Source organism: Streptomyces sp. RerS4, from assembly GCF_023515955.1.
In the GTDB taxonomy this organism is placed as follows: Bacteria; Actinomycetota; Actinomycetes; order Streptomycetales; family Streptomycetaceae; genus Streptomyces.
Map to the genome: position 1 here is coordinate 7,011,191 of NZ_CP097322.1, position 19,884 is coordinate 7,031,074.

A 19,884-nucleotide genomic window follows, 5' to 3' on the forward strand; every position below is an offset into this window, starting at 1 on the left:
TCCTGTGCGGCCGGGATCAGCTGACCCGTTGCCTCCCTGACCGGTGGCGGTCTCTGCGCGGAGACCGCGTCGTCATGCCGTCATGCCGGGTCGGGCGGTTCGCTCACCGTGACTTGGGCCGGACGCAGGAGATGTTGTCCGACGCGGTAGCCGGGCCGCAGGACGGTGGTGCAGGTCGGCTGGTCGACGTCGCGGGACCGTTGGTAGGAGATCGCTTCGTGACGCGTGGGGTCGAAGGGTTCTCCCGGGACACCGACCTCCTGAAGGCCGAGCGTGGCGAGCTGGGTTTCCAATACGTCCGCGACCGCTCGCAGGCCGGCGTCGACGTCGCCGTGTTCGCGGGCCTGGTCGATGGCGTCCAGGACGGGCAGCAGCCCGCCCAGGACGTTGGCGACCGCGATTTCCCGTAGCGCGAGGCGGTCACGCCGCACCCGCTTGCGGTAGTTGTCGTATTCCGCCTTCAGGCGCTGGAGGTCGGCGGTCCGTTCGGCGAGCCGGCTTCGCAGAGCGGTGCTCCCGGTGGTGCTCCCGGTGGCAGGGGCGCCGGGAGCGGGCGTCCCGCCGGGCGCCCCGTATTCCCCGCCGCCGGTCTCGGTGTGCTCGGCGCGGTGGTCGCCGGCTGACCTGAACTGGAGCGTTTTGTCCCCGCTCAGGATGGCGGGCGGCTGCTTCCGAGGTCCGTCGGCAGACTTCGGTGGGCTCATCGCGCGTCTCCCTTCGCGCTCTCGTCATCGACGATCTCCGCGTCGACGACCTCCTCATCCGCGCCGGACGCGTTGCCCGCGTCGGATGCCGACCCGCCATCGCCTCCGGCAGCCCGTTGGGTGTCGTAGAGGGCGGTTCCGATCTTCTGCGCGGCCGCGCCGGCGCGCTCCGTCGCCGTGCGGATGGCCGCCGTGTCCTGGCCCTTGAGCTTCTCCTTCAGGTCCGCGACGGCGGTTTCCGTCTCGGTCTTGAGCTCGGCCGGGACCTTGGCCTCGTTGTCGCGCAGCAGCCTCTCGGTCTGGTAGACGAGCTGTTCGGCGCTGTTGCGGGTCTCGGCCTCCTCCTTGCGGCGGCGGTCCTCCTCGGCGTGCTGCTCCGCCTCGCGGATCATGCGGTCGATGTCCTGGCGGGGCAGGGAGGAGCCGCCGGTGACGGTCATCTTCTGCTCCTTGCCCGTGCCGAGGTCCTTGGCCGTGACGTGCATGATGCCGTTCGCGTCGATGTCGAAGGAGACCTCGATCTGCGGGACGCCACGCGGGGCCGGCGGCAGGCCGGTCAGCTCGAACATGCCGAGCTTCTTGTTGTACGCCGCGATCTCGCGCTCGCCCTGGTAGACCTGGATCTGCACGGACGGCTGGTTGTCCTCGGCCGTCGTGAAGATCTCCGACCGCTTGGTCGGGATGGTCGTGTTGCGCTCGATGAGCTTGGTCATGATGCCGCCCTTGGTCTCGATGCCGAGGGACAGCGGGGTCACGTCGAGGAGCAGGACGTCCTTGACCTCACCCTTGAGCACACCGGCCTGGAGGGTGGCGCCGATGGCGACGACCTCGTCCGGGTTGACGCCCTTGTGCGGATCCTTGCCGGTGAGTTCCCTGACCAGCTCCGTCACCGCGGGCATGCGGGTCGAGCCGCCGACCAGGATGACGTGGTCGATGTCCGAAACCTTGATCTTGGCGTCTTCGACCGCGTTGTGGAAGGGCGCCTTGCAGCGCTCCAGCAGGTCGGCCGTCAGCTGCTCGAACTGCGAGCGGGTGAGCTTCTGGTCCAGGTGCAGCGGGCCCTCGGCGGACGCGGAGATGTAGGGCAGGTTGATCGTGGTCTCCGTCGCGGACGAGAGTTCGATCTTCGCTTTCTCCGCGGCCTCGCGCAGACGCTGGAGCGCCATCTTGTCCTTGGAGAGGTCGATGCCGTAAGCGTTCTGGAACTGCTTCACCAGGTAATCGACGACCTTCTGGTCCCAGTCGTCGCCGCCGAGGTGGGTGTCACCGTTGGTGGACTTGACCTCCACCAGCCCCTCACCGATCTCCAGGAGCGACACGTCGAAGGTGCCGCCGCCCAGGTCGAAGACGAGGATCGTCTGGTCGTTCTCCTTGTCCAGTCCGTACGCCAGCGCCGCGGACGTCGGCTCGTTGATGATCCGCAGCACGTTCAGCCCCGCGATCTCACCTGCTTCCTTCGTCGCGGTGCGCTGGGAGTCGTTGAAGTACGCGGGAACGGTGATCACCGCGTCCGTCACGTCCTCACCGAGATATGCCTCGGCATCGCGCTTCAGCTTCTGCAGGACGCGCGCGGAGATCTCCTGCGCCGTGTACCGCTTGCCGTCGATGTCGCCGGTATCCGGGAAATGCCAGTTCGCCTCGCCGATGTGGCGCTTGACCGACCTCGCGGTGCGGTCGACGTTCGTCACTGCCTGCCGCTTGGCGATCTCTCCGACCAGGACCTCTCCGCCCTTGCCGAAGGCCACGACGGAAGGCGTCGTCCTGTTTCCTTCGGTGTTGGTGATGACCGTGGGCTCGCCGCCCTCCAGCACCGCGACGACGGAGTTGGTCGTGCCCAGGTCGATGCCCACTGCGCGTGCCATCGTCCGCTCCTCTCGGATCGATGAACCTTTCGTCTGCTCGTTCTCTCGCCCGGCGCCTGATCGCTGCCGCGAGGGCGGCGCCTCGGGCGCAACCGCAACTCCTCTCCCGAATCGTCACAAATGCACACGACAACACCACCTATATACCGCGCGGCAATAAAGTTGACAAGAGTCGACTCAAGGTCGGAGCCGTCGAGGCGTTCGTCGATGGTGGCGATGGTCCAGCGCCGCGCGGTGAGGTCGGGGTCGTCGAGTTCGTCCCAGCTCAGCGGCGCGGCGACCGGGGCGCCGGGCAGGGCGCGTACGGCGTACGGGGTGACGGCGGTCTGGCCGTAGCCGTTGCGCTGGACGTCGAGGTAGAGCCCGCCCTTGCGGGCCTGCTTGCGCGGCGCGGTGGTGAGCCGGTCCGGGTGCCGGTCGGCGAGCAGGCCGGCCAGGTCGTGGGCGAACGCGCGGACGTCGTCGAACGGGGCGCGGCGGTCGAGTGGGACCAGCACGTGCAGGCCGCGGGAGCCGGTGGTCATCAACGCTGCGGGCAGTCCCACTCGGTCGAGCAGGTCGTGGAGGAGCGCGGCGGCTTCCCGGACCGCTTCGAAGTCCTCGCCCGGCGGGTCGAGGTCGAAGATCAACTGGTCGGGGTGGTCGGGCCGGTCGGCCTTGGACAGCCAACGGTGCGGTGTGATGCAGGCCTGGTCGACCAGGTAGAGCAGGGTGGCCAGGTCGTCGCAGACGGGGTAGGTGACGGTGCCGTCCTCCTTGGGCAGTTCGCTGCGGTGGATCCAGTCGGGGAAGTGGTCGGGGGTGTCCTTCTGCATGAAGCGGCCGTCGTCGATGCCGTCCGGGTGGCGTTCGAGCATCAGGGGACGGCCACGCAGGTGCGGCAGGATGCGCCGGCCGACGCGGCGGTAGTACGCGGCGAGGTCGGCCTTGGTGATGCCGTCGTCGGGGAACAGCTTCTTGTCGGCCCGTTTGATCTCAACGGTCCGCCCGCTCGCCCGGACCTCGGTCGTGGTCATCACCCACCTGCCTCACTTGCGTCACTCGCGGATCACGTCGGTGGGCCGTTTGTCGTCGCGCAGGCCCAGAAAGCGCGGATGGCGCAGCCGCCCGTACGAGGTCCACTCGGTGAAGCCGATCTGTGCGACCAGTTCGGGGCGGACCCAGTGCACGGCCCGCGCGGGCACCTCGTCGGCGAACGGCGAGTGCGGCTGCTCCGACCGCTCCAGCCGCTCGCGGAGAGCGCGCAGGGTCGCGGTGTCGTATCCGGTGCCGACCTTGCCCGCGTACCGGAGACCCTCACCGTCGTAGTAGCCGAGCAGCAGTGCGCCGAAGCCGATCCGGCTGCCGGCCGGTTCGGTGAAGCCGCCGATCACCAGTTCCTGGCCGGCGCCGCATTTGAGCTTGAGCCAGTCGGTGGAACGGCGGCGCAGGTAGGGACCGTCGGCCCGCTTGGCGATCAGGCCCTCCCAGCCGCGCCGACAGGCGTCGTCCAACAGGTCGCGGCCGTCCTTGCCGACCCGGTGGGGGGTGAACCGCAGTGGTGTGCGGAAGTCGAACGCGTCACGCAGCAGGGACTTGCGGGTCCGCAGCGGCAGGGCGGTGGTGTCCTGGCCGTCCAGGCTCAGCAGGTCGAACAGGTAGTAGCGGACGGTGACGGAGCCGGCGGCCCGGACGTCTTCCGCGCGGGTGAGCTGCATGCGCTGCTGGAGCAGGGCGAAGTCGCTGCGGCCGGCCCTGATCGCGGTGATCTCACCGTCGACGGTGAAGTGGCGGCAGCCCTGAGCGGCGAGAGCGTCGACGATCTCCGGGTAGGTGTCGTTCAGCCCCCTGCCGGTGCGGGACAGCAGTCGCACCCGGCCGGCGTCGCGCACGGCGAGGGCGCGTACGCCGTCCAGCTTGCGCTCGAACAGCCGGCGCTCGTCGAAGGCGCGGCGATCGGTCAGCACGGCGAGCATCGGCTGTTCGCGGGCCTTGACCTCCGCCCTGCTCAGCAGTGCCCGCTCGGCCTCCGGCAGCCGGTCCAGGAGCGTCACGCCGGCGCCTCCACCTGCGGCGGCTCGGATGTGGGGTGGCTCGGATGTGGGGGTGGCCGCCGGACGCGGTGTGGCTCTCCCCGCCGGGCTCGCGGGCCTTGCGGAAGGCGCGCTTCTGCCCGTACTCCGCCAGGGTGTCGGATCCGGGCATGGTGTCGGATCCGGGCATCGGCATCGTCATTCCTCCGTCCGCCCCGCCGGGCTCTTCGGCCACGTCCGCTGCCCCCTACCCCTACCGCTATGCGGTTCCGGAGACGGATTGCTGCTGCTCAAGGCAGTCGATCACCTCTTGGTCGGTGACCTGGTCGAAGTCCTCGTACCAGAGCCCGACGGCACGGAAGTCGTGCGGGCGGTGCAGGCAGAGCAGGTGGTCGACCTCGTGGCTCAGCTCCGAGGCGGCGCCGGCAGCGCCCACCGGGACGGCCAGCACCAGCCGGTCGGGCCCCCGGGCCCGGATCAGCCGCAGCGCGGCGCGGGCCGTCACGCCGGTGGCCAGGCCGTCGTCCACCAGGATCACGGTGCGCCCCGCAAGATCCGGGGCCGGGCGACCGCGCCGGTAGAGCGCCTCCCTGCGGTGAAGCTCGGTCCTCTCACGGGCTACATCGGGCGCCAGTTCCTCCGCCGTGATGTCCAGCATCGCCAACGCGCGCTGGTCGAACAGCGGCGGGTCCTCTCCGGCGATCGCGCCGATCCCGACCTCGGGCTGCCCCGGGATCCCGATCTTGCGTGCGACCAGGACGTCCAACGGCGACCCGAAGGCGCGGGCGATCTCCCGGGCCACCGGCACCCCACCCCGTGGCAGCGCCAGCACGAGGGGTGCCGGCTGCGGCCGAACTCCCAACAGCACCTCGAGATCTTTGGCGAGTTGCCGTCCGGCGTCGCTTCGGTCCCTGAACAGGGTTGGCATGATCGCCTCCTCCTTGCCGTCCGGGCGTTCCCCAAGCCGCTCACCTCGCCGGTCGGCTCCAGCACGTCCTCCGCTGCATTCCGGCGCCATCGTCCCCCATCGCGCCTGCCCGGACGAAGGTCGGAAAAACGGGGATCGCGGCTTCGTTCGACGGCAGTCGGCCCGCGATGGACAAGGTCCGGTTCGGCCGGCGCTGTGTAGCCGCGGGGCGCCGCAAGGTGAGCACTCGGTGAAAAACGCGCGGTCACTGCCGGCGAACTTGGTGGCGTGGGGCCTGTGCGGCATCGCCGGGGCATCCTCGGTACATGACCGAGAACGAGATCAAGCTCAAGGCCATCGCCGCCCTGACGGCGCGGCGCGCCGACATCGACGAGCGCCTCGTCTCGGAGCTGCTGGGGGAGGTGATTCCCGGGCAGTTCATCGTTCCGGCCGGGGCCGGCCCCGAGGAGGTCGGCGTGGCGCTGTTGACTCAGCTGTCCGACCCCCTGAGCGCTCTGGTCAGCGGGTTCATCACGGCGTTCGAGGCGGTTGCGGAGGCGTACGACGAGACAGGCGCCGTGCCCCATACCGACGAGATCCTCCAGGAACTGGCGCTCCGCCTGGCCGGCGACGACCTGGACTGATCGGGACGCCGAGGGCCGGTCCTCCAGCCGTCGGCGAGCGTTGTCCTACGGCGTCAGCGGGCGGCCACCTCGAGAGCCGTACCGAGGGCGCGTTCGGCTTGCTTCCAGTCCACATCGGGCGGTGGATTGGCGGGCGGAGGACAGAGGCGGACCAGCGCATCGAGGACGTCGCGAGCATTGAGGGCATCGGGTGCGGCCCGGATCCTCAGCCGGCCAGGCCCAGGCCGACGCCCTGGGCCTGAGCGCTTGGGACGCGCACGTCGATTCCACCGTCTGTCGGGCCCACCGGCGCGCCGCCGGGGCGATGAACTCGCCGTCCGCTACGAAACGACCGTGCTGATCGCAGCTGTCAACGAATGGCTGTGACCAGTGCTTTCGCCGCAAACTGGCCGGGCACGCGCCCGCAGCCGGCATGCCGGGCGCGGAGAGCCGTGAGACCGGGTGGTCGGGCCTTGGTGGCTCAGGCTTCGATCTGCAACCAGGTGTCGCCGGCGCGGAGCCAAAGGACTCCGTCGCGCCCCTGGGCGCAGCGCATGACTACCGGCCCCGGTAGTCGGAGCTTCTCCTGGGCGGTGATCACCCAGGCATCGTCGACGAGTTCCGCGCGGCTCAGCTCGACGACGGGACGGTTGTGGAATCGGCGGGTGAGGAGCATCCGGGTGCCGCGGACGGCGATGCCGTCGGTGTCTCTCAGGGGGTTGCGGTAGCTGGTGATGCCGCCGGTGGCGGGATCGACTCGGGACAGGAAGGCACCCTTGTGGCTGTACCAGGCGAGCCACGTCACGGCCTCCTCGGTGGCGCCCGCGCTTCCGCCGAGGGGCCATACGGGGAGCCGTCCCCGAGGGCTCCAGGTGTGGGCACCATCGGTGTCCCAGCGGGCCAGGCCGGCAATGGTCTCCGGGTGGTCTCCGTAGATGCCCTCGTCACCGTACGAGGTCCAGATGCCGTCGTCGCGGTCGGTGATGATGTAGTCGATGTCGTCCCCGATGCAGAGGTGACCGACCGGGTGTCCGCCGGGGGAGTACACCACCGCATTCCTCTCCCAGATCCCGTTCTGGTCCCGGCGTGTACTGCCTGACGCCAGCAGAAACCGTGACGACGAGAGCAGGGCCAGGTGGCTGGTCCACGCGGATATACCGGTCACGGGGGTGCGGTGTTCGACCCCTCCAGAGACCACGACCAACACGCCGTCACACGGAGCCGCCACGCTCCATCCGATCCATCCCTTGACATGCGGGGAACGGCGCAGGTTCCGTTCCTGGACCAGTATCACCGCGAATTCGTTGCGCGGTCCGACGCTCCACGACAAGGCCCGCCATCCGGCTCGGGCGTCCTCAGGGGGCAAGCTCCACACGACAGGCAGTTCGCCAAACGTCATCGGGATTCACCTTTTGGACTCCAGGCCCCAACGGCGCCCGAAGAGGTGAACGTTACCGGGCGGCGCCCGCATCGTTTCGACCGCCCACCTGGGTTTTGCCGGAACGGCAACAATAATTGCCCACTTCGGAAGAGGAGTTGCAGGCTTCTCGCGGTCAAGGCAACGGAAACCGAAAGGCTGCACGATGACTCACCGTGAAGGCGCCCGGCCCGCACCGGACTCCGGTGACCGCGCGCCGGTCAACAACCGCGTCCACCGCGTCGGATCCGGCGAACTGGACGGTTACGCCGCTATCAGCGGAGGCACGGTCGGCTCGAAGAGGCTCTGGATGGGCCTGGTGGAGAACCCGCCGCTGAGCTCGACGGACAACCACCATCACGGCGATTCGGAGGCCGGTGTCTACGTGGTCAGCGGTCACCCCGTGTTCGTCTACCACGACGGCACGCAGGAGGTACGGCTCGCCGCCAACCCCGGCGACTTCTTCCTCGTCCCCCCGTTCGTCCCGCACCGAGAAGAGAACCCCCACCCGAGTGAGCCCGCGGTCGTCGTGATCGCCCGGACCACCCAAGAGCCGATCAAGGTCTCCGTGCCCGAGCTGTATCGGCTCGAAGAGACAGACACGCAGTCGAGCCGGACGTCGTAGGGATCGGGGACCGTTGTCCGACGCCGTCGGCCACGTATGACACCACCGCCACCCCGGTCATGCGCCGGATTCCGGCCGACCCTGGGGGTCGGTCGATTCGCCCGGACCCGGACCCGGACCCGGCGCCGGGGGCAGCGGACGGCGCATGTTCTCGTCGTTCTCGACGGCGCGGGCGATCTCGTCGAGCAGTGCGCGCGCCGACTCGGCTCCGGAGACGTTCGTGCCGTCGACGGTGATCACGGTGCGCCCACCCTCGCGGTCCTTCTCCCAGGACACCTTGAAGCGGCCGGCTCGCAGCCGGATCCAGGACTGCACCACGGCGCCGAGCGCGATCAGTCCGGCGGCGCCCACCTCGGCGATCAGCCCGTACAGGTCGCCGCCCAGGGTGCCCGGTCGGACCGGGGCGCGCAGTTCTTCGACGCGTCCCAGGCTGGGCTCCGCGCCGAGCCTGGCCGCGAGATCGCGCCAGTCGTCGGCCTCGACCGCATCGGTGTGCCCGTCCGAGGTGAAGCTGATCCTCATGTGATTCCTCCTCTATCGCAATTACCTGAATTACCGCAGTTGTTACGGTGTGGGGGCTGTACGCCCGTGGTCGCTACGGCGGGCCGCCGCCGCAATCGGAGTCCAAGGAGCCACGGCCTCCATAGGCGAGCCAGCGGGCCTCGACCCCGGCCCCCGACGGGGCCGGCGTGGCGCACAGGGCCGCGACGAGTGCGCGGCGGGACAAGTCCGAGATCAGCACCGGTCCGTCGGCGACGGCGACCGCGAGTCCTCCCGTCGCCGACAGCGCCAGGGCCGTCACGCGGCCGGTCCGCCGGGGCAGTTCCGCCAGCGCCCGCCACTGTCCGCTCCCGGTGCGCCGCCACAACCGGACGGTGCCCCGGTCGTCGCCGGTCGCGGCCAGGGCGCCGTCGGGCGCCAGGGCGAGTGCCGTCGGGGCGAAGCCCCACATCCCGGGCTCCGTCCACGGGCCCTTGCCCGGCCGGGAGAACGCCGCGACCCGGGAGAGGTCGCCGCCCACCGCCAGGGCGCCGTCGGCGGCGGACACCAGGACGGCGTCCGCCGTCGGAGCATCGGCGCCCGCCGAGCCGAGCGCGCGCGGTGAAGCCGGCTCGGTCAGGTCCCACCAGGAACCGGTGAACGCCGCACGCCCGTCGGGAACGAGGGTCACCGGGGCGCCGGACTCCCTCGCGTCCGGCGTCGAAGCCAGCAGCACCGGACGCGTGGGCGAGTCGACGTCCCACCACTCGACGGTGCCGTGGGCGGTGCGTACGGACAACCGCGCCGCGCCGGCGGCGACGGCCGCGCGAACACCCGGCAGCAGGGCCGCCGGTCCCGCCGCGCCCGTGTCGGTGGTGTTCCACAGCTCCACCCCCCGCCCCCGGACCACCATCAGCGTGCGCCCGTCCGGGGCGAACGCCAGGTCCTGAACCCGTCGTCCGCCCGCCGCCGCCAGCCCGGCGGGTACGGGCACCACCTCACCCGTGACCGTCCGCACCGAGACCGCCCCGTCCGCACCGCCCACGGCCAGGGCCCGCCCGTCGGACCGGTACGCCACCGCCGCGGCGGAAGCGACCGGCGCGGCGGCGACGGCGCCCGGCTGGCGCAGGGCGCGCACGTCCCACAGTCGGGTCGAGGCCGCGTCAGACACCAGGAGCCGGCCGCCGTCCGGGAGGAAGCCCAGCAGCCGGGCCGGGCCGTGCCCGGAGGTCTGGCCCAGCAGCGTCGGGACGGCTTCGCGCACGTCCCACACCTGGACGCCCCCGGCCCCCGCCATGGCCAGCAGACGCCCGTCGGGCGACAGCGCCGGCGCCCCCGTCGCGCCTCCCGCCGAAGCGATCGTCCCCGTACGGCGCGGCTCGCCCGACAGTGACCACAGTTCGGCCGTGCCGTCCGCACGGGCGACCGCCAGGGAGTTCCCGTCGGCCGAGACGCTCGCCGCGTCCACGTACGGGCCCGACGACCCGGGCAGTACCTGAGGCGCGCCTTCCGTGCCGTCCTCGGCCACCCGCCGCACCACCAACCGTCCCTGGGCGTCCCGGCCGGTGAGGAGCCTGCCGCCGGCGTCGTAGCGCAGTACCTCGCCGGCCAGGCTCCGCACCCGGGCCGCACGCGTCGCATCGAGCGGGACCAGATGCGTGGAGTCCCTGCCGGTGAGGGCGACGGTGGCGGAATCACGCGAGAAGCTCAGCCCGCCCCCGGCGCCGGCGGGCAACTCCATCCGACGCACCGGGTCCGGGCCGGGCGTCGACGCGTCCCAGAACAGCAGCGAGCCGCCGCCGACCGCGACGATCCACCGCCCGTCCGGGGAGAAGGCCAGGTCCACGATGGGGAGACGGGCGCGCAGCGAGGCGAGAGGCGTTCGGGTGTCGACGGTCCACAGCCGCGCCTGGTGCCCGCCGGCCAGGGCCATCACGGGCCGGTCGGGCGCGGCGGCGAACGAGGTCGCGGCCGGCAGGTCGCTCTCGGCGCCGCCGGAGTCGGCCGGGCGCAGGCCGGAGTTCGCGATCAGCGCGGCCCACGACTCGTCGGTGCGGGCGCTGCCCTCCGCCCCCACGGCGAGCCGTCCCGCCAGCAGCGGCTCGACGTGACGCAGCGTCAGAGCCGACGCGGCCAGCTGTCGGGACCGTAGCGCCCCGGCCTCGGTCGTCGCCCGCTCCCGCGCCCGGTGGGCCACCACGCCCAGGACGGACGCGGCGGCCAGCACGACGGCGGATGTGGTGGCGCCGAGCAGCAGGAGACGGCGACCGGTCCGGGCGCGGCGGGTGGCCGAGCGTTGGTTTCTCACCGAGGCGTCGAGGAACCGCAGCACCTCCGCCCCGACCTCCAGCGCCGTCCGGTCCGCCGTCAACTCCAGGGCGCGGCTGAGCGTGTGGCCCCGGTAGAGGTCCGCGTCGTTCTCGCCGGCGTCCCGCCACGCCGCCGCGGCGTCCGTCAACTGCGCGTGGCGCACCCGCCATTCCGGGTCCGCCGCGAGCCACCGGCGCATGAGCGGCCAGTTCCGGAGCAGGGCCTCGTGGGCGGGTTGGACGGCCCGCCCGGTCTGGGTGAGCAGCCCGGCCCGCAGCAGCCGGTCCAGGAGGGGTTGTGTGTGGCGGCTGCCCAGTTCCCGTACGAGCGTGTCGCGGTCCACGGCGGTCCGGATCGGCGGTACGCCCTCCAGGGGGCGACCCGGCCGGATCGTGCGCAGCAGCAACTGTTGGGCCACGATCCGCTGATCCGGATCGAGGTCCCGCAGGACCGCGTCGGCGGACTGGGTGATGGCTCCGGCGATGCCCCCCGAGTCGTGGTAGCCCCGCACGGTCAGCACTCCGTCCACCCGCCGCTCCCAGGTCGCCGTCAGCGCCTGTGCGAGGTGGACGAGGCTGGTGCCGACGACGTCGGTGCGCTCCGGGCCGCCGGAAGCGGGACCGTGTCCGAGGTCGGTCAGGATGAGGTCGAGCAGGCCCGGTTCGATGCGCAGGTTCTCCTGCCGGGCGGGCTCCGTCACGGCGGCCCGGATCTCCCGGGATGACAGGGGAGGCACGACGAACTGGTGCTCCGTCACCGCTCGCACCAGCTCGGGGCGCTCGGCGCACGCCGCGAAGGAGTGGGCCGTGAGGGAGAGCAGGACGACCAGGGGGGTCCGCGGGGTGGTGCCGACGGCGGCGAGTTCGGTGAGCGCGCGAATGAAGGCGGTCCGTTCCCGGGCGTCCTCGCAGAGCGTGAACGTCTCCTCGAACTGGTCCACGATGAGCACGCGCCCGAGCCCTGGCCGACGCAGGAGGCCCGCCACCGCGGGCGGATCGTCCGCGAGCAGTCTCCTGAGGGGCCCGGCGGACATGCGGGCCGGTTCGGCCAGGGCCTGCGCCAACGCGTCCAAGGGGTGGTCCGTCGGGGCGAGGAGCACCGGTTCCCAGCCGAGGGGTGTGTCGGGGGAGCGGGCTCCTCGGCGCAGGGTGGGCAGGAGCCCGGCGCGCAGGAGCGAGGACTTGCCGACGCCGGAGACGCCGAGCAGGATCAACGGCAGGCCGGGCCGGTCCGGGGCGGTGAGAGCCGCGGCGAGGTCTGCGCTCAGCCGGTCACGGCCGTGGAACCAGCGTTGGTTCGACTCCTCGAACGGGGCGAGGCCCGGGTAGGGGCAGATCCCCGTGTCCGGCGGGCCGGACGTGCTCCCGGAGCCGGGCACGAAGGCCGTGTTGCGGGCCAGGGTGAACCAACCGGTGGTGCTGTCCTGGTGGACGAGGGGCTGCAGACCCCGCCCGGCCAGCCGGCGCCGGACGTCCTCCAGGGTCAGGTGGGCCGACGCCCCCGCGTCACCCTCGTCGAGGAGGGCGAGCAGAGCCCCGGAGAACAACGTGTGCGCGGCGCCGTCCGGGGCGAAGGCCACCGCGTCGCGGGCGGCGGCGGCCAGCAGGTAGTGGTGGGGCAGCCCGACGAAGGGATGCTCGGCGGCGCGGCCCCCGTGGCAGCAGTCGAGGACGGTGATCAGCCGAGCGAGCTTGTTCCTGCGTACCAGGTCGAGGACCTGGCCGAAGGCGAGCGTGTTGTACGGGACGGTGTCGGGGTCCCCGGTCGTCGCTCGGGTGCACAGGCGCAGCTCGTTGCGGGCGCCGACCAGGCCGTGGCCCACGTAGTACAGGAGCAGGGTGTCGGAGGCGGCGCGGGCGGCCTGCGACACCGCCCGCGCGAAGGTCTCCGTGTCCGGCGGGTCCTCCAGCACCGTCAGTCGCTCGGGGGCGACCCCGCAGTGTTCGCGCAGGGCGGCGGCCAGGTCGGTCAACGTCCGGTGCACGGCCGGAACGGGCGGCAGGATGTCCGGGGCGGCACTGAGCCCGCTGCCGATCAACAGGACGTGGCAACCCTGGGCCGCCAGTCCGAGGTCAACGGTGGTCGACACGTTCCTCCTCGGCTCGGGTTCCGGTTCCGGTTCCGGTTCCGGTTCCGGTTCGGGTTCGGGCAGGCAGCGCACGGGCCGGCAGGACCCGCGCCGACAGGGCCGTCGGCAGCAGAACGCGGGCCGCCGAGGCGACGATCCACAGCCGGCGTCCGGGCCGCAGCTCCTCGCGTATCGACTCCGCCAGCAGCCAGGCGAGTTCGGCGTCCTGCGGCCCCATCGCGGCGAGCGAGGGATCGGCCCGCGTCTCCTCGACGGTCGGTTCGCAGAAGCGGGCGCGGGTCGCGAGCCGGGCCAGGGAAAGGGCGGAGGCGCGTACGCCGGCCACCGGCTCGGCCCTCGACAGCAGCCGGGCCGATTCCACCAGGGTTCGCGAGGGGTCGGGCGAGGCGGCGCCCGCCGCGTCGAAGGCCTGCCGGGCGTCACGCCAGGCGGCGAGTACCCGCAGCGCGGGCGTTCCCGCGCGACGCCCCGCGCGACGGCGCAGTACGGGCTGTACGAGGACCAGCCAGACGCGGGCGGCTCCCGTCCCCGCGACGAGCGCCGTGAGGACCACCGTCACCAAGACGCCCCAGGGGAGGTCGGACGCCGGGCCGAGCCCCCGTGCGCCCCCCGGCGGCGGCACGGTGGTGGGGGAGGCCGCGCCGGTCGGGTTGGGTGAGGCGGAGGGCGAGGGCACCGGTTCGGACGCTCTCGGGATCGGCGCCGGGAGCACGTCGTTCCCGTCGAGGGAACTCGCCGCGGGGACGGGCTCGAAGGGCAGCCAGCCGACGCCCTCGAAGGCCACCTCGGTCCACAGGGCGGCGTCCCCCGCGAGCACGGTGTGCGGCCCCGTACCCGCCGGGACGCGGAATCCGACCACGATCCGGCACGGCAGACCTTCGAGCCGGGCGGCGAGCGCGTACGCGGCGGCGAAGTCCACGGCCGAGCCCTCGCGGTCGCTCAGGAACCGGGAGAGGGAGGCGACGGGCTCGTTCAGCGGCGCCTTCGCGACCCGCCGGTACGCGCGGGACAGTTCGGAGGCGAGAGCCTGAGCCCGACCGTAGGGGGTGTTGGCCGCGCTCCGGACCCGATCGGCCAGCTCCCGCAGCGACGGCGGTGCGGAACCCGGTACGTCGAGGGCTTGCGGCAAGCCGGACGCGGGGGACAGGCCCGCCGCCTCGGCGGGGGTGACGGCGGCGGCGACGCCCCCCGTGACGCCGTAGCGGGTGTCGGGTGCGAGGGCCGAGGCGGCGAGCGCCGTGCGTTCGAAGCGGTTGAACAGCAGGCGGGTCCCGTCGGAGTGCAGGGCCACCGGGGCGTCGGGTACGGGCAGCAGCCGACCCGTCAGGTTCCGGATCACGGCGGAGGAGCGCTCGCCCTGTTCCCCTCGCCCGACAGGGCGCGGCACGGGGGCCGGATCGGCGGGCAGGGGGCCGAAGACCGGCGTGAAGACGTCGTGGAGGGTCCACCGGCGGCCGTCGTAGGCGGTGAGCGAGGCCAGCCGCCAACGTTCCGGTACGGCGGTCGAGCCGACGGGCGGGGCCTGGGAAGGGCCGCGTTCCACCGTGAACAAGGCCTCGTCCGGCTGCTGCTCCCACTGCGTGTACTGGGCCAACGGACTGGTCACGGCCTGCGAATCCTCGACGGTCGGACGGTGGTCACGCGGGTCGTACAGGGGCCGGCCGCCCGGCCACAGCGTCGAGAGGACGACGGCGGCCACGGCGGTGACCGCCACCGGCCCCAGGGCGAGCCACACCGTACGGGGTGCCGCGACCGGACGCGGCAGGGTCGCGGCGACCACGGCGCCGAGCGCGATGACCTGGCCGAGCAGCGATCCGCGTCCGGGCAGGCACATCGCGACGGCGACGACGAGCAGCGCGAAGGCCGGCATCGTCGCGGCGGTGACGCGCCGGGCCCGTACGGCCAGTTCCGCCCCGGAGGCCGCGGCCGTCCACGTCGCGGTGAACGGCACCGCCAGGAGCGCGGGGCCGGCCGCCGCCGGAAGCGGTACGTCGAGGAAAGCGGCCCATCCTTCGGCCGCCGTACGCGGCATCGCGCGCAGCGCGGACCAGCCCCCGTCCGAGAGCGCGGAACCGTACAGCGTCACGGAGCCCGCCAGGAGGCACAGGCCGGCCGACAGCGACAGCGCGACCTCCACCGGCAGCCGCCTCCTGCCCCCGGCCGCCACGACCGCCAGGGCGACGGGCACCAGGGCCGCCACCGCCAGCGGCAGCGCGAGGGCCTCGTACCCGAACGCCCGGTGGAAGGCGGAACCGGCGAGGAGCGCCGCCGAACCGGCGGGCAGTGCCCGGCCCGCCGCACGCCTGAACGTCCCGCTCATGCGCGCCTCCCGGGCGCCCTGGTGGCGGCGGCCCACAGCAGCAGAGCCTGTTCCGCGTCCCGCGCGTGACGGTGACGCACCGGGGCGGCCCCCCGGATCGGACCGTCGCCGGACTCCTCGGCGCGGGGAGCGTCGGTTCCCAGATGCAGCGCGACGACGACGCACCCGCCCGTCGTGGGCGTCGGCAGGGCGTGACCGGCCGCGGACCCACCCGTCACCACCGTCAACAGTCCCCGTGCCGCGACCCGGTACGGGCCCCGAGGAGGCGCGCCCCCCGTACGGGCGTCCGCCCCGGGCGGGGGCTCGCGGCGGCCCCGCCCGGGAAAGGACCCGGTGGGCGCCACCTCCGTCAGGAACTCCAGCGAACGCGCCCGTCCGGACGGACCGGGGGAGGTGTTCAGCACCGCCCCCTCACTCGTCCACAGCCGCAGGGCGAGCCCCCGGCGGGCGCAGTCCGCGGCGAGGGAGGCCGCCGTGTCCACGGCCTCCTCGAACGAGGCGCGGTCCGGGTAGCAGACCGCTCGGGTGTCGAGCCACACGTATCGGGTGGGTTCCCGCACCGCCGTGTCCTCCCGTACGAGCAGCGTGGCGGTGCGCGCGCTGCTCGCCCAGTGGATCCGCCGGACGTCGTCGCCGGGACGGTACTCGCGCAGCGCGTGGAACTCCGGGCCGTCGCGATGGGGCAGGGCGCGGCCCGCGAACCGCGCGGTGCGGATCCGCCCCGCCCCCGCCCCGGGTACGGGCAGGGTACGGGGAAGCACCCGTAGGGTCAGGGCATCGACGGTCCGACTCTCGGCGCGGAACAGCTCCAGGGGATCGGTGACGCGCAGCACCGAGGGCCCGAGCGTGAGGACGCCGTGCTGGTCGGTGGCCAACCGCAGGACGAGCGCTTCGCCGTCCCCGGCGGACGGGTCCCCGGCGGACGGGTCCCCGGCCGACCGCTGCGGACCCTGTGCCGCCGACGCCTCCCGTGCCAGGAGCAGTTCGCAGGTCAGCGGGATCCAGGCGGGGACCGCGGGCCGGTCGGCCGTCAGCGTGGCCGGCTCCCCGCGGGTCACCGTCGCCCTGTCCAGTCGGGCCGGGCCCCCCGTCGTGGCGGCGGCGCGTACCAGGAGGGCGGCGGCGCCGAGCGTGACCAGGCCACCGACCGCCGGGGCCGCCAGGACCGCCGTCCCCAGGAACCCGGAGCAGGCCGAGAGGAGGAGGCAGACGCCGAGGACCCCCGCGCCACGAGCCGTGATCACCTGGGTACCGCCACGGTGGCCAGGACGCGGCGCAGGACGTCCTCGCCGGTGAGCCCGTCGAGGAGGGCGCGATCGGTCAACACGAACCGGTGGGCCAGCACGGGCCCGGCGAGAGCCTTCACGTCGTCCGGGGCCACCCCCTGCCGGCCCTGGGCGAGAGCGTGGACCCGCGCGGCCCGCAGCAGGGCGAGCCCGCCGCGGGTGCTGACACCGAGCCGGACGTCCGGGGCGTGGGCGTCCGAGCGGGTCTCGCGCAACAGGAGCGCGACGTACCGGTGCAGGGCGGGGTCCACCCTCACCCGGCGCGCGGTCTCGACCATGGAGGTCAACACCCGGTCGTCGAAGACGGGCTCCAGGCGCGCCGGCGCCTGCCCCGGCCGATCGTCGCGGGCGAGGATCTCGCTTTCCGCTTCCAGATCGGGTCGGCCGATGCGCAGCCGCATCATGAAGCGGTCCAGTTGGGCCTCCGGCAGCGGGTAGGTGCCCTCGAAGTCGATCGGGTTCTGCGTGGCCACCACCATGAAGGGGCGCGGTACCGGGCGGGGCTGCCCGGCCACCGAGACCTGCTGTTCCTGCATCACCTCCAGCAGCGCCGCCTGCGCCTTCGGCGAGGCCCGGTTGATCTCGTCGCAGACCACGACGTGGGCGAAGACCGGTCCGGGACGGAACACGAACGTGCCGCCGCCCTGGTGCACCTCGACGCCCGTGACATCGGACGGCATCAGGTCCGGCGTGAACTGGATCCTGTTGCTGGACACGCCGAACGCCGTGGCGAGGGCACGGGCGAGCGAGGTCTTGCCCACGCCGGGGACGTCCTCGATCAGCAGGTGGCCCTCGGCCAGCAGACATGCCAGCGCCAGCCGGACGGCTTCTCGTTTCCCGCTGAGCACGTGGTCCACGGCCTGCGCGACGAGCTCGAAGCGGCCGCGGAACGCCCGCAACTCCTCGGAGGCGTCCCTGTCCGGCGCCGGCCCGTTCAACCGACTTTCCACAGCTGTACGTTCCCCTCTCTGCGTACGGCCAGGACCCGCCCGTCGGGGCCGAACCCGAGCAGTGTCACGTCGGTGCCCGGCAGGGAGCCCACCTTGCGCGGACCGGCGTCGTCGCCGAGCCGCCACAGGGTGACCGAGCCGTTGGACGACAGCGCCAGAGTCCGCCCGTCGGCGGACAGGGCGGTGTCCGAGGCGGAACCGGCCTCGGGCAGCGCCCGCTCCCGGGGTCGGGCCGGGTCCCGTACGTCCCACAGGGCCAAGGGCGTACGCGTACCCGCGGCCAAGACCTGTGTGCCGTCCGCGGAGAACCGCGGGGGCACGGCGCTCGTGGTGGGGATGTTCACGACGCGCGCGTCACGGCGCTCGCGAAGGTCCACGAACCGCAGCGAGTACCCCGGACCGTTCAACATGGCGGGGACGACCAGCAGGGGCGCCGTCGGACTGAAGGTCACCCTGTTGAGGACGAGGTCCTCGCCACCGATCTCCTGTCCGTACTCGATGACGAACGGCGCGGTGCGGGGATCCCTCACGTCCAACAGCAGCAACTCGGACCTCCCGAGGCCGGGGCCGTCCCGGTGGGTGGCGACGGCCCACATGGTCTGCGTCGAGTCCAGGGAGCTGGAGGCGAACGAGTCGGACCCGCTGCCGAGGAAGGACGCCCAGACCTGCCGGGGCGCCGTGGGATCCGTGAGGTCGTAGCGTCCGATACCGCGCGAGGTGAACACGTACGAGGACCTGAAGTCCCTCGTGAAGTCCATGCCGTACGTCTCGTCCGCACCCGACGGCTGGAAGCGGCCGGACATGCGGAACGTGTCGCCCTGCCGCCTCCACAGGCTGACCTGGCGCCCGTCGGACAAGGCGAGTGTGTTGCCGTCGGGTGCGAACCTCGCCAACCGGGCGGGGGTCTCCAGCGTGGTGAGCAGGCTCGGACGCAGGGTGTCGTCGCCGGACGCGGTGGGCGTGGGCTTCAGGGTGGGCGTCGGACTGGGCGCCGGACTGGGGGTGGGGCTGGGGGCCGGTACGGGCGTGGGGACGGGCGCGGCCGACGGCGCCGGCGTGCTCCGGTCCGTCTCCCCCTCCGGATACTTGCGGAAGACCCGGGTGGTGCCCGCGTACGAGACCACGGCCTGCGGCCCGCCCGGATCGTCGGCCCACACCCGCTCACCCTGGGCGAAGACCGTGAGGTCCGGGGCGGGGGAGTGGGAGAGGCGGGCCTCTACCGTGGTGCGTCCCGAGACGGGGTCGTGGGCCAGCACCTGCGCACCGTCCCGGTCGGGCACCCAGACGCGGCCGCCCTGCTCGACCGGGCGACCCCACCGACGGGCCGCGCCGTCGAGGAGCCGCACGCGGTGCAACGCCCGCCCCGTCTCCGGGTCCAGGGTCAGTAGGGTGTTCGTCGGGGTGAGGACCAGGTGCAACCGGCCGTCCTCACCGAGACCGGCCTCCGCCACACCCTCACCGCCGGCCTCGACGGCGATGGGCACCTCGGGTGCCGTCCCCGTGTCGGACAGCACGACGAAGGACGGTGCCGCGCGGTTGACGGCGACGGCCCGACCCTCCCGCACGACCAACGTGACGTCCTCGGCGGAGCCCGGCACGCCGATCCGCCGCACGGTACGGCCCCTGGCGTCCAGGTGCACGACCTCGCGTCCGCCCGGCAGGTGCAGCCACGCCCCGCCGCCCCCGTCCGGCACCGCCTGGGCGACCGGCCCCCCCGCCCGTAGCACGCCGTCACGCGTCGCCTCGGGCCCGGCGTCCTTCAACGGGCTCAGGACGCCCCGCGCGTGGTCGACGGAGTAGGCCGCCGCTCCCGAGACGAGGACGGTGGACGTGGGGGAGCCCAGTCGCTCCGTCGACGCAAGGGCGAGCCGCCGCTCGTCCACCACGCTCGCGTCCGGGTGCCCGTCGACCTCCTTGGGCCGCCGCGCCACGAGGACGGGGACCGCGCCGCCGCGTACGAGTTCCAACCGGCCGCCCGACACGTCCGGTATCCGGATCTGCGCGACGGGCCGGGCGGTGACCCCGTCCACGGCGGTGAGCAGTCCGGGCGCGTCGCTGACCAGCCACGCGGCGTCGGCGTCGATCCGCAGGAGCGTGGTGTCCCGGGGCGGTCCCAGCGACGTGAGGGCCACCGCTGCGAGCGCGCAGAATCCGAGCACGCCGGCGAACACCCTGCGGTCACCGCCGTGTTCCCCCCTCGCAGACGTCACGCAGCCCCCATGCGTCGTCACCGGACGGTCATTGTGCCGTAGGTCACCTCAACTAATCTGACTTTTACGGCAGTTGACCGAAAACCATC

Annotated in this window: 13 protein-coding genes and 1 pseudogene; 2 read left to right on the forward strand and 12 right to left on the reverse strand. The window is 72.9% G+C overall.

Features of this window, described 5'->3' with window-relative positions:
- Positions 1-80 precede the first annotated feature (80 nt).
- The 5 genes and pseudogenes from grpE to M4D82_RS31490 form a co-directional block, all read right to left on the reverse strand.
- On the reverse strand, positions 81-704 hold the full coding sequence (gene grpE, locus M4D82_RS31470) for a nucleotide exchange factor GrpE (protein WP_249770828.1): 624 nt from the start codon (positions 702-704) through the stop codon (positions 81-83).
- The gene (gene dnaK, locus M4D82_RS31475; protein WP_249770830.1) at positions 701-2,566 is read right to left on the reverse strand and encodes a molecular chaperone DnaK; all 1,866 of its coding nucleotides are present in this window, start codon (positions 2,564-2,566) and stop codon (positions 701-703) included. Before dnaK ends, grpE begins: the two co-directional genes overlap by 4 nt.
- Before the next feature lie 197 nt (positions 2,567-2,763).
- Positions 2,764-3,582, reverse strand: a pseudogene (gene ligD / locus M4D82_RS31480) (non-homologous end-joining DNA ligase); the annotation flags it as partial.
- 21 nt (positions 3,583-3,603) lie between these two features.
- Complete coding sequence (gene ligD, locus M4D82_RS31485) at positions 3,604-4,599, reverse strand: non-homologous end-joining DNA ligase (protein ID WP_249770832.1); 996 nt, start codon at positions 4,597-4,599, stop codon at positions 3,604-3,606.
- A 238-nt stretch (positions 4,600-4,837) separates the two neighbouring features.
- Positions 4,838-5,506 carry a phosphoribosyltransferase gene (locus tag M4D82_RS31490; RefSeq protein ID WP_249770834.1) on the reverse strand — a complete coding sequence of 223 codons (669 nt, stop codon included), beginning with the start codon at positions 5,504-5,506 and terminating at the stop codon, positions 4,838-4,840.
- A 305-nt stretch (positions 5,507-5,811) separates the two neighbouring features.
- Here M4D82_RS31490 and M4D82_RS31495 point away from each other — a divergent pair, with 305 nt between their 5' ends.
- The gene (locus tag M4D82_RS31495) at positions 5,812-6,129 is read left to right on the forward strand and encodes a hypothetical protein (protein ID WP_249770836.1); all 318 of its coding nucleotides are present in this window, start codon (positions 5,812-5,814) and stop codon (positions 6,127-6,129) included.
- Positions 6,130-6,589: 460 nt separating this feature from the next.
- Here M4D82_RS31495 and M4D82_RS31505 read toward each other — a convergent pair whose 3' ends face one another.
- Positions 6,590-7,273 (reverse strand): hypothetical protein, encoded by a 684-nt coding sequence (locus tag M4D82_RS31505; protein WP_249770838.1) that lies wholly within the window; start codon positions 7,271-7,273, stop codon positions 6,590-6,592.
- A gap of 418 nt (positions 7,274-7,691) precedes the next feature.
- On the opposite strand from M4D82_RS31505, the gene M4D82_RS31510 reads away from it, so the two are divergent.
- Complete coding sequence (locus M4D82_RS31510; RefSeq protein WP_249770840.1) at positions 7,692-8,150, forward strand: cupin domain-containing protein; 459 nt, start codon at positions 7,692-7,694, stop codon at positions 8,148-8,150.
- A 57-nt stretch (positions 8,151-8,207) separates the two neighbouring features.
- Here the strand turns inward: M4D82_RS31510 and M4D82_RS31515 are convergent, their stop codons facing one another.
- The 6 genes from M4D82_RS31515 to M4D82_RS31540 all read right to left on the reverse strand — a co-directional run bounded on the left by M4D82_RS31515 (position 8,208) and on the right by M4D82_RS31540 (position 19,795).
- Positions 8,208-8,672 carry an effector-associated constant component EACC1 gene (locus M4D82_RS31515; protein WP_249770842.1) on the reverse strand — a complete coding sequence of 155 codons (465 nt, stop codon included), beginning with the start codon at positions 8,670-8,672 and terminating at the stop codon, positions 8,208-8,210.
- 73 nt (positions 8,673-8,745) lie between these two features.
- Complete coding sequence (locus M4D82_RS31520; protein WP_249770844.1) at positions 8,746-13,029, reverse strand: caspase, EACC1-associated type; 4,284 nt, start codon at positions 13,027-13,029, stop codon at positions 8,746-8,748.
- Positions 13,013-15,349, reverse strand: coding sequence for a transglutaminase-like domain-containing protein (locus tag M4D82_RS31525; RefSeq protein ID WP_249770846.1), 2,337 nt, complete (start codon positions 15,347-15,349; stop codon positions 13,013-13,015). The genes M4D82_RS31520 and M4D82_RS31525 overlap by 17 nt, the downstream gene beginning before the upstream one ends.
- Complete coding sequence (locus M4D82_RS31530) at positions 15,346-16,593, reverse strand: DUF58 domain-containing protein (RefSeq protein WP_249770848.1); 1,248 nt, start codon at positions 16,591-16,593, stop codon at positions 15,346-15,348. Before M4D82_RS31530 ends, M4D82_RS31525 begins: the two co-directional genes overlap by 4 nt.
- Positions 16,590-17,585, reverse strand: coding sequence for an AAA family ATPase (locus tag M4D82_RS31535; protein ID WP_249770850.1), 996 nt, complete (start codon positions 17,583-17,585; stop codon positions 16,590-16,592). Before M4D82_RS31535 ends, M4D82_RS31530 begins: the two co-directional genes overlap by 4 nt.
- A complete protein-coding gene (locus tag M4D82_RS31540) occupies positions 17,570-19,795 on the reverse strand; it encodes a WD40 repeat domain-containing protein (RefSeq protein ID WP_249770852.1) in 2,226 nt (741 codons plus the stop codon). The genes M4D82_RS31535 and M4D82_RS31540 overlap by 16 nt, the downstream gene beginning before the upstream one ends.
- Positions 19,796-19,884 lie beyond the last annotated feature (89 nt).

What these genes read in the sequence shown, in the direction of transcription:
- grpE (WP_249770828.1), bottom strand. Translation starts at nt 704, where the DNA reads ATGAGCCCACCGAAGTCTGCCGACGGACCTCGGAAGCAGCCGCCCGCC.
- dnaK (WP_249770830.1), bottom strand. Translation starts at nt 2,566, where the DNA reads ATGGCACGCGCAGTGGGCATCGACCTGGGCACGACCAACTCCGTCGTC.
- M4D82_RS31490 (WP_249770834.1), bottom strand. Translation starts at nt 5,506, where the DNA reads ATGCCAACCCTGTTCAGGGACCGAAGCGACGCCGGACGGCAACTCGCC.
- M4D82_RS31495 (WP_249770836.1), top strand. Translation starts at nt 5,812, where the DNA reads ATGACCGAGAACGAGATCAAGCTCAAGGCCATCGCCGCCCTGACGGCG.
- M4D82_RS31510 (WP_249770840.1), top strand. Translation starts at nt 7,692, where the DNA reads ATGACTCACCGTGAAGGCGCCCGGCCCGCACCGGACTCCGGTGACCGC.
- M4D82_RS31515 (WP_249770842.1), bottom strand. Translation starts at nt 8,672, where the DNA reads ATGAGGATCAGCTTCACCTCGGACGGGCACACCGATGCGGTCGAGGCC.
- M4D82_RS31525 (WP_249770846.1), bottom strand. Translation starts at nt 15,349, where the DNA reads ATGAGCGGGACGTTCAGGCGTGCGGCGGGCCGGGCACTGCCCGCCGGT.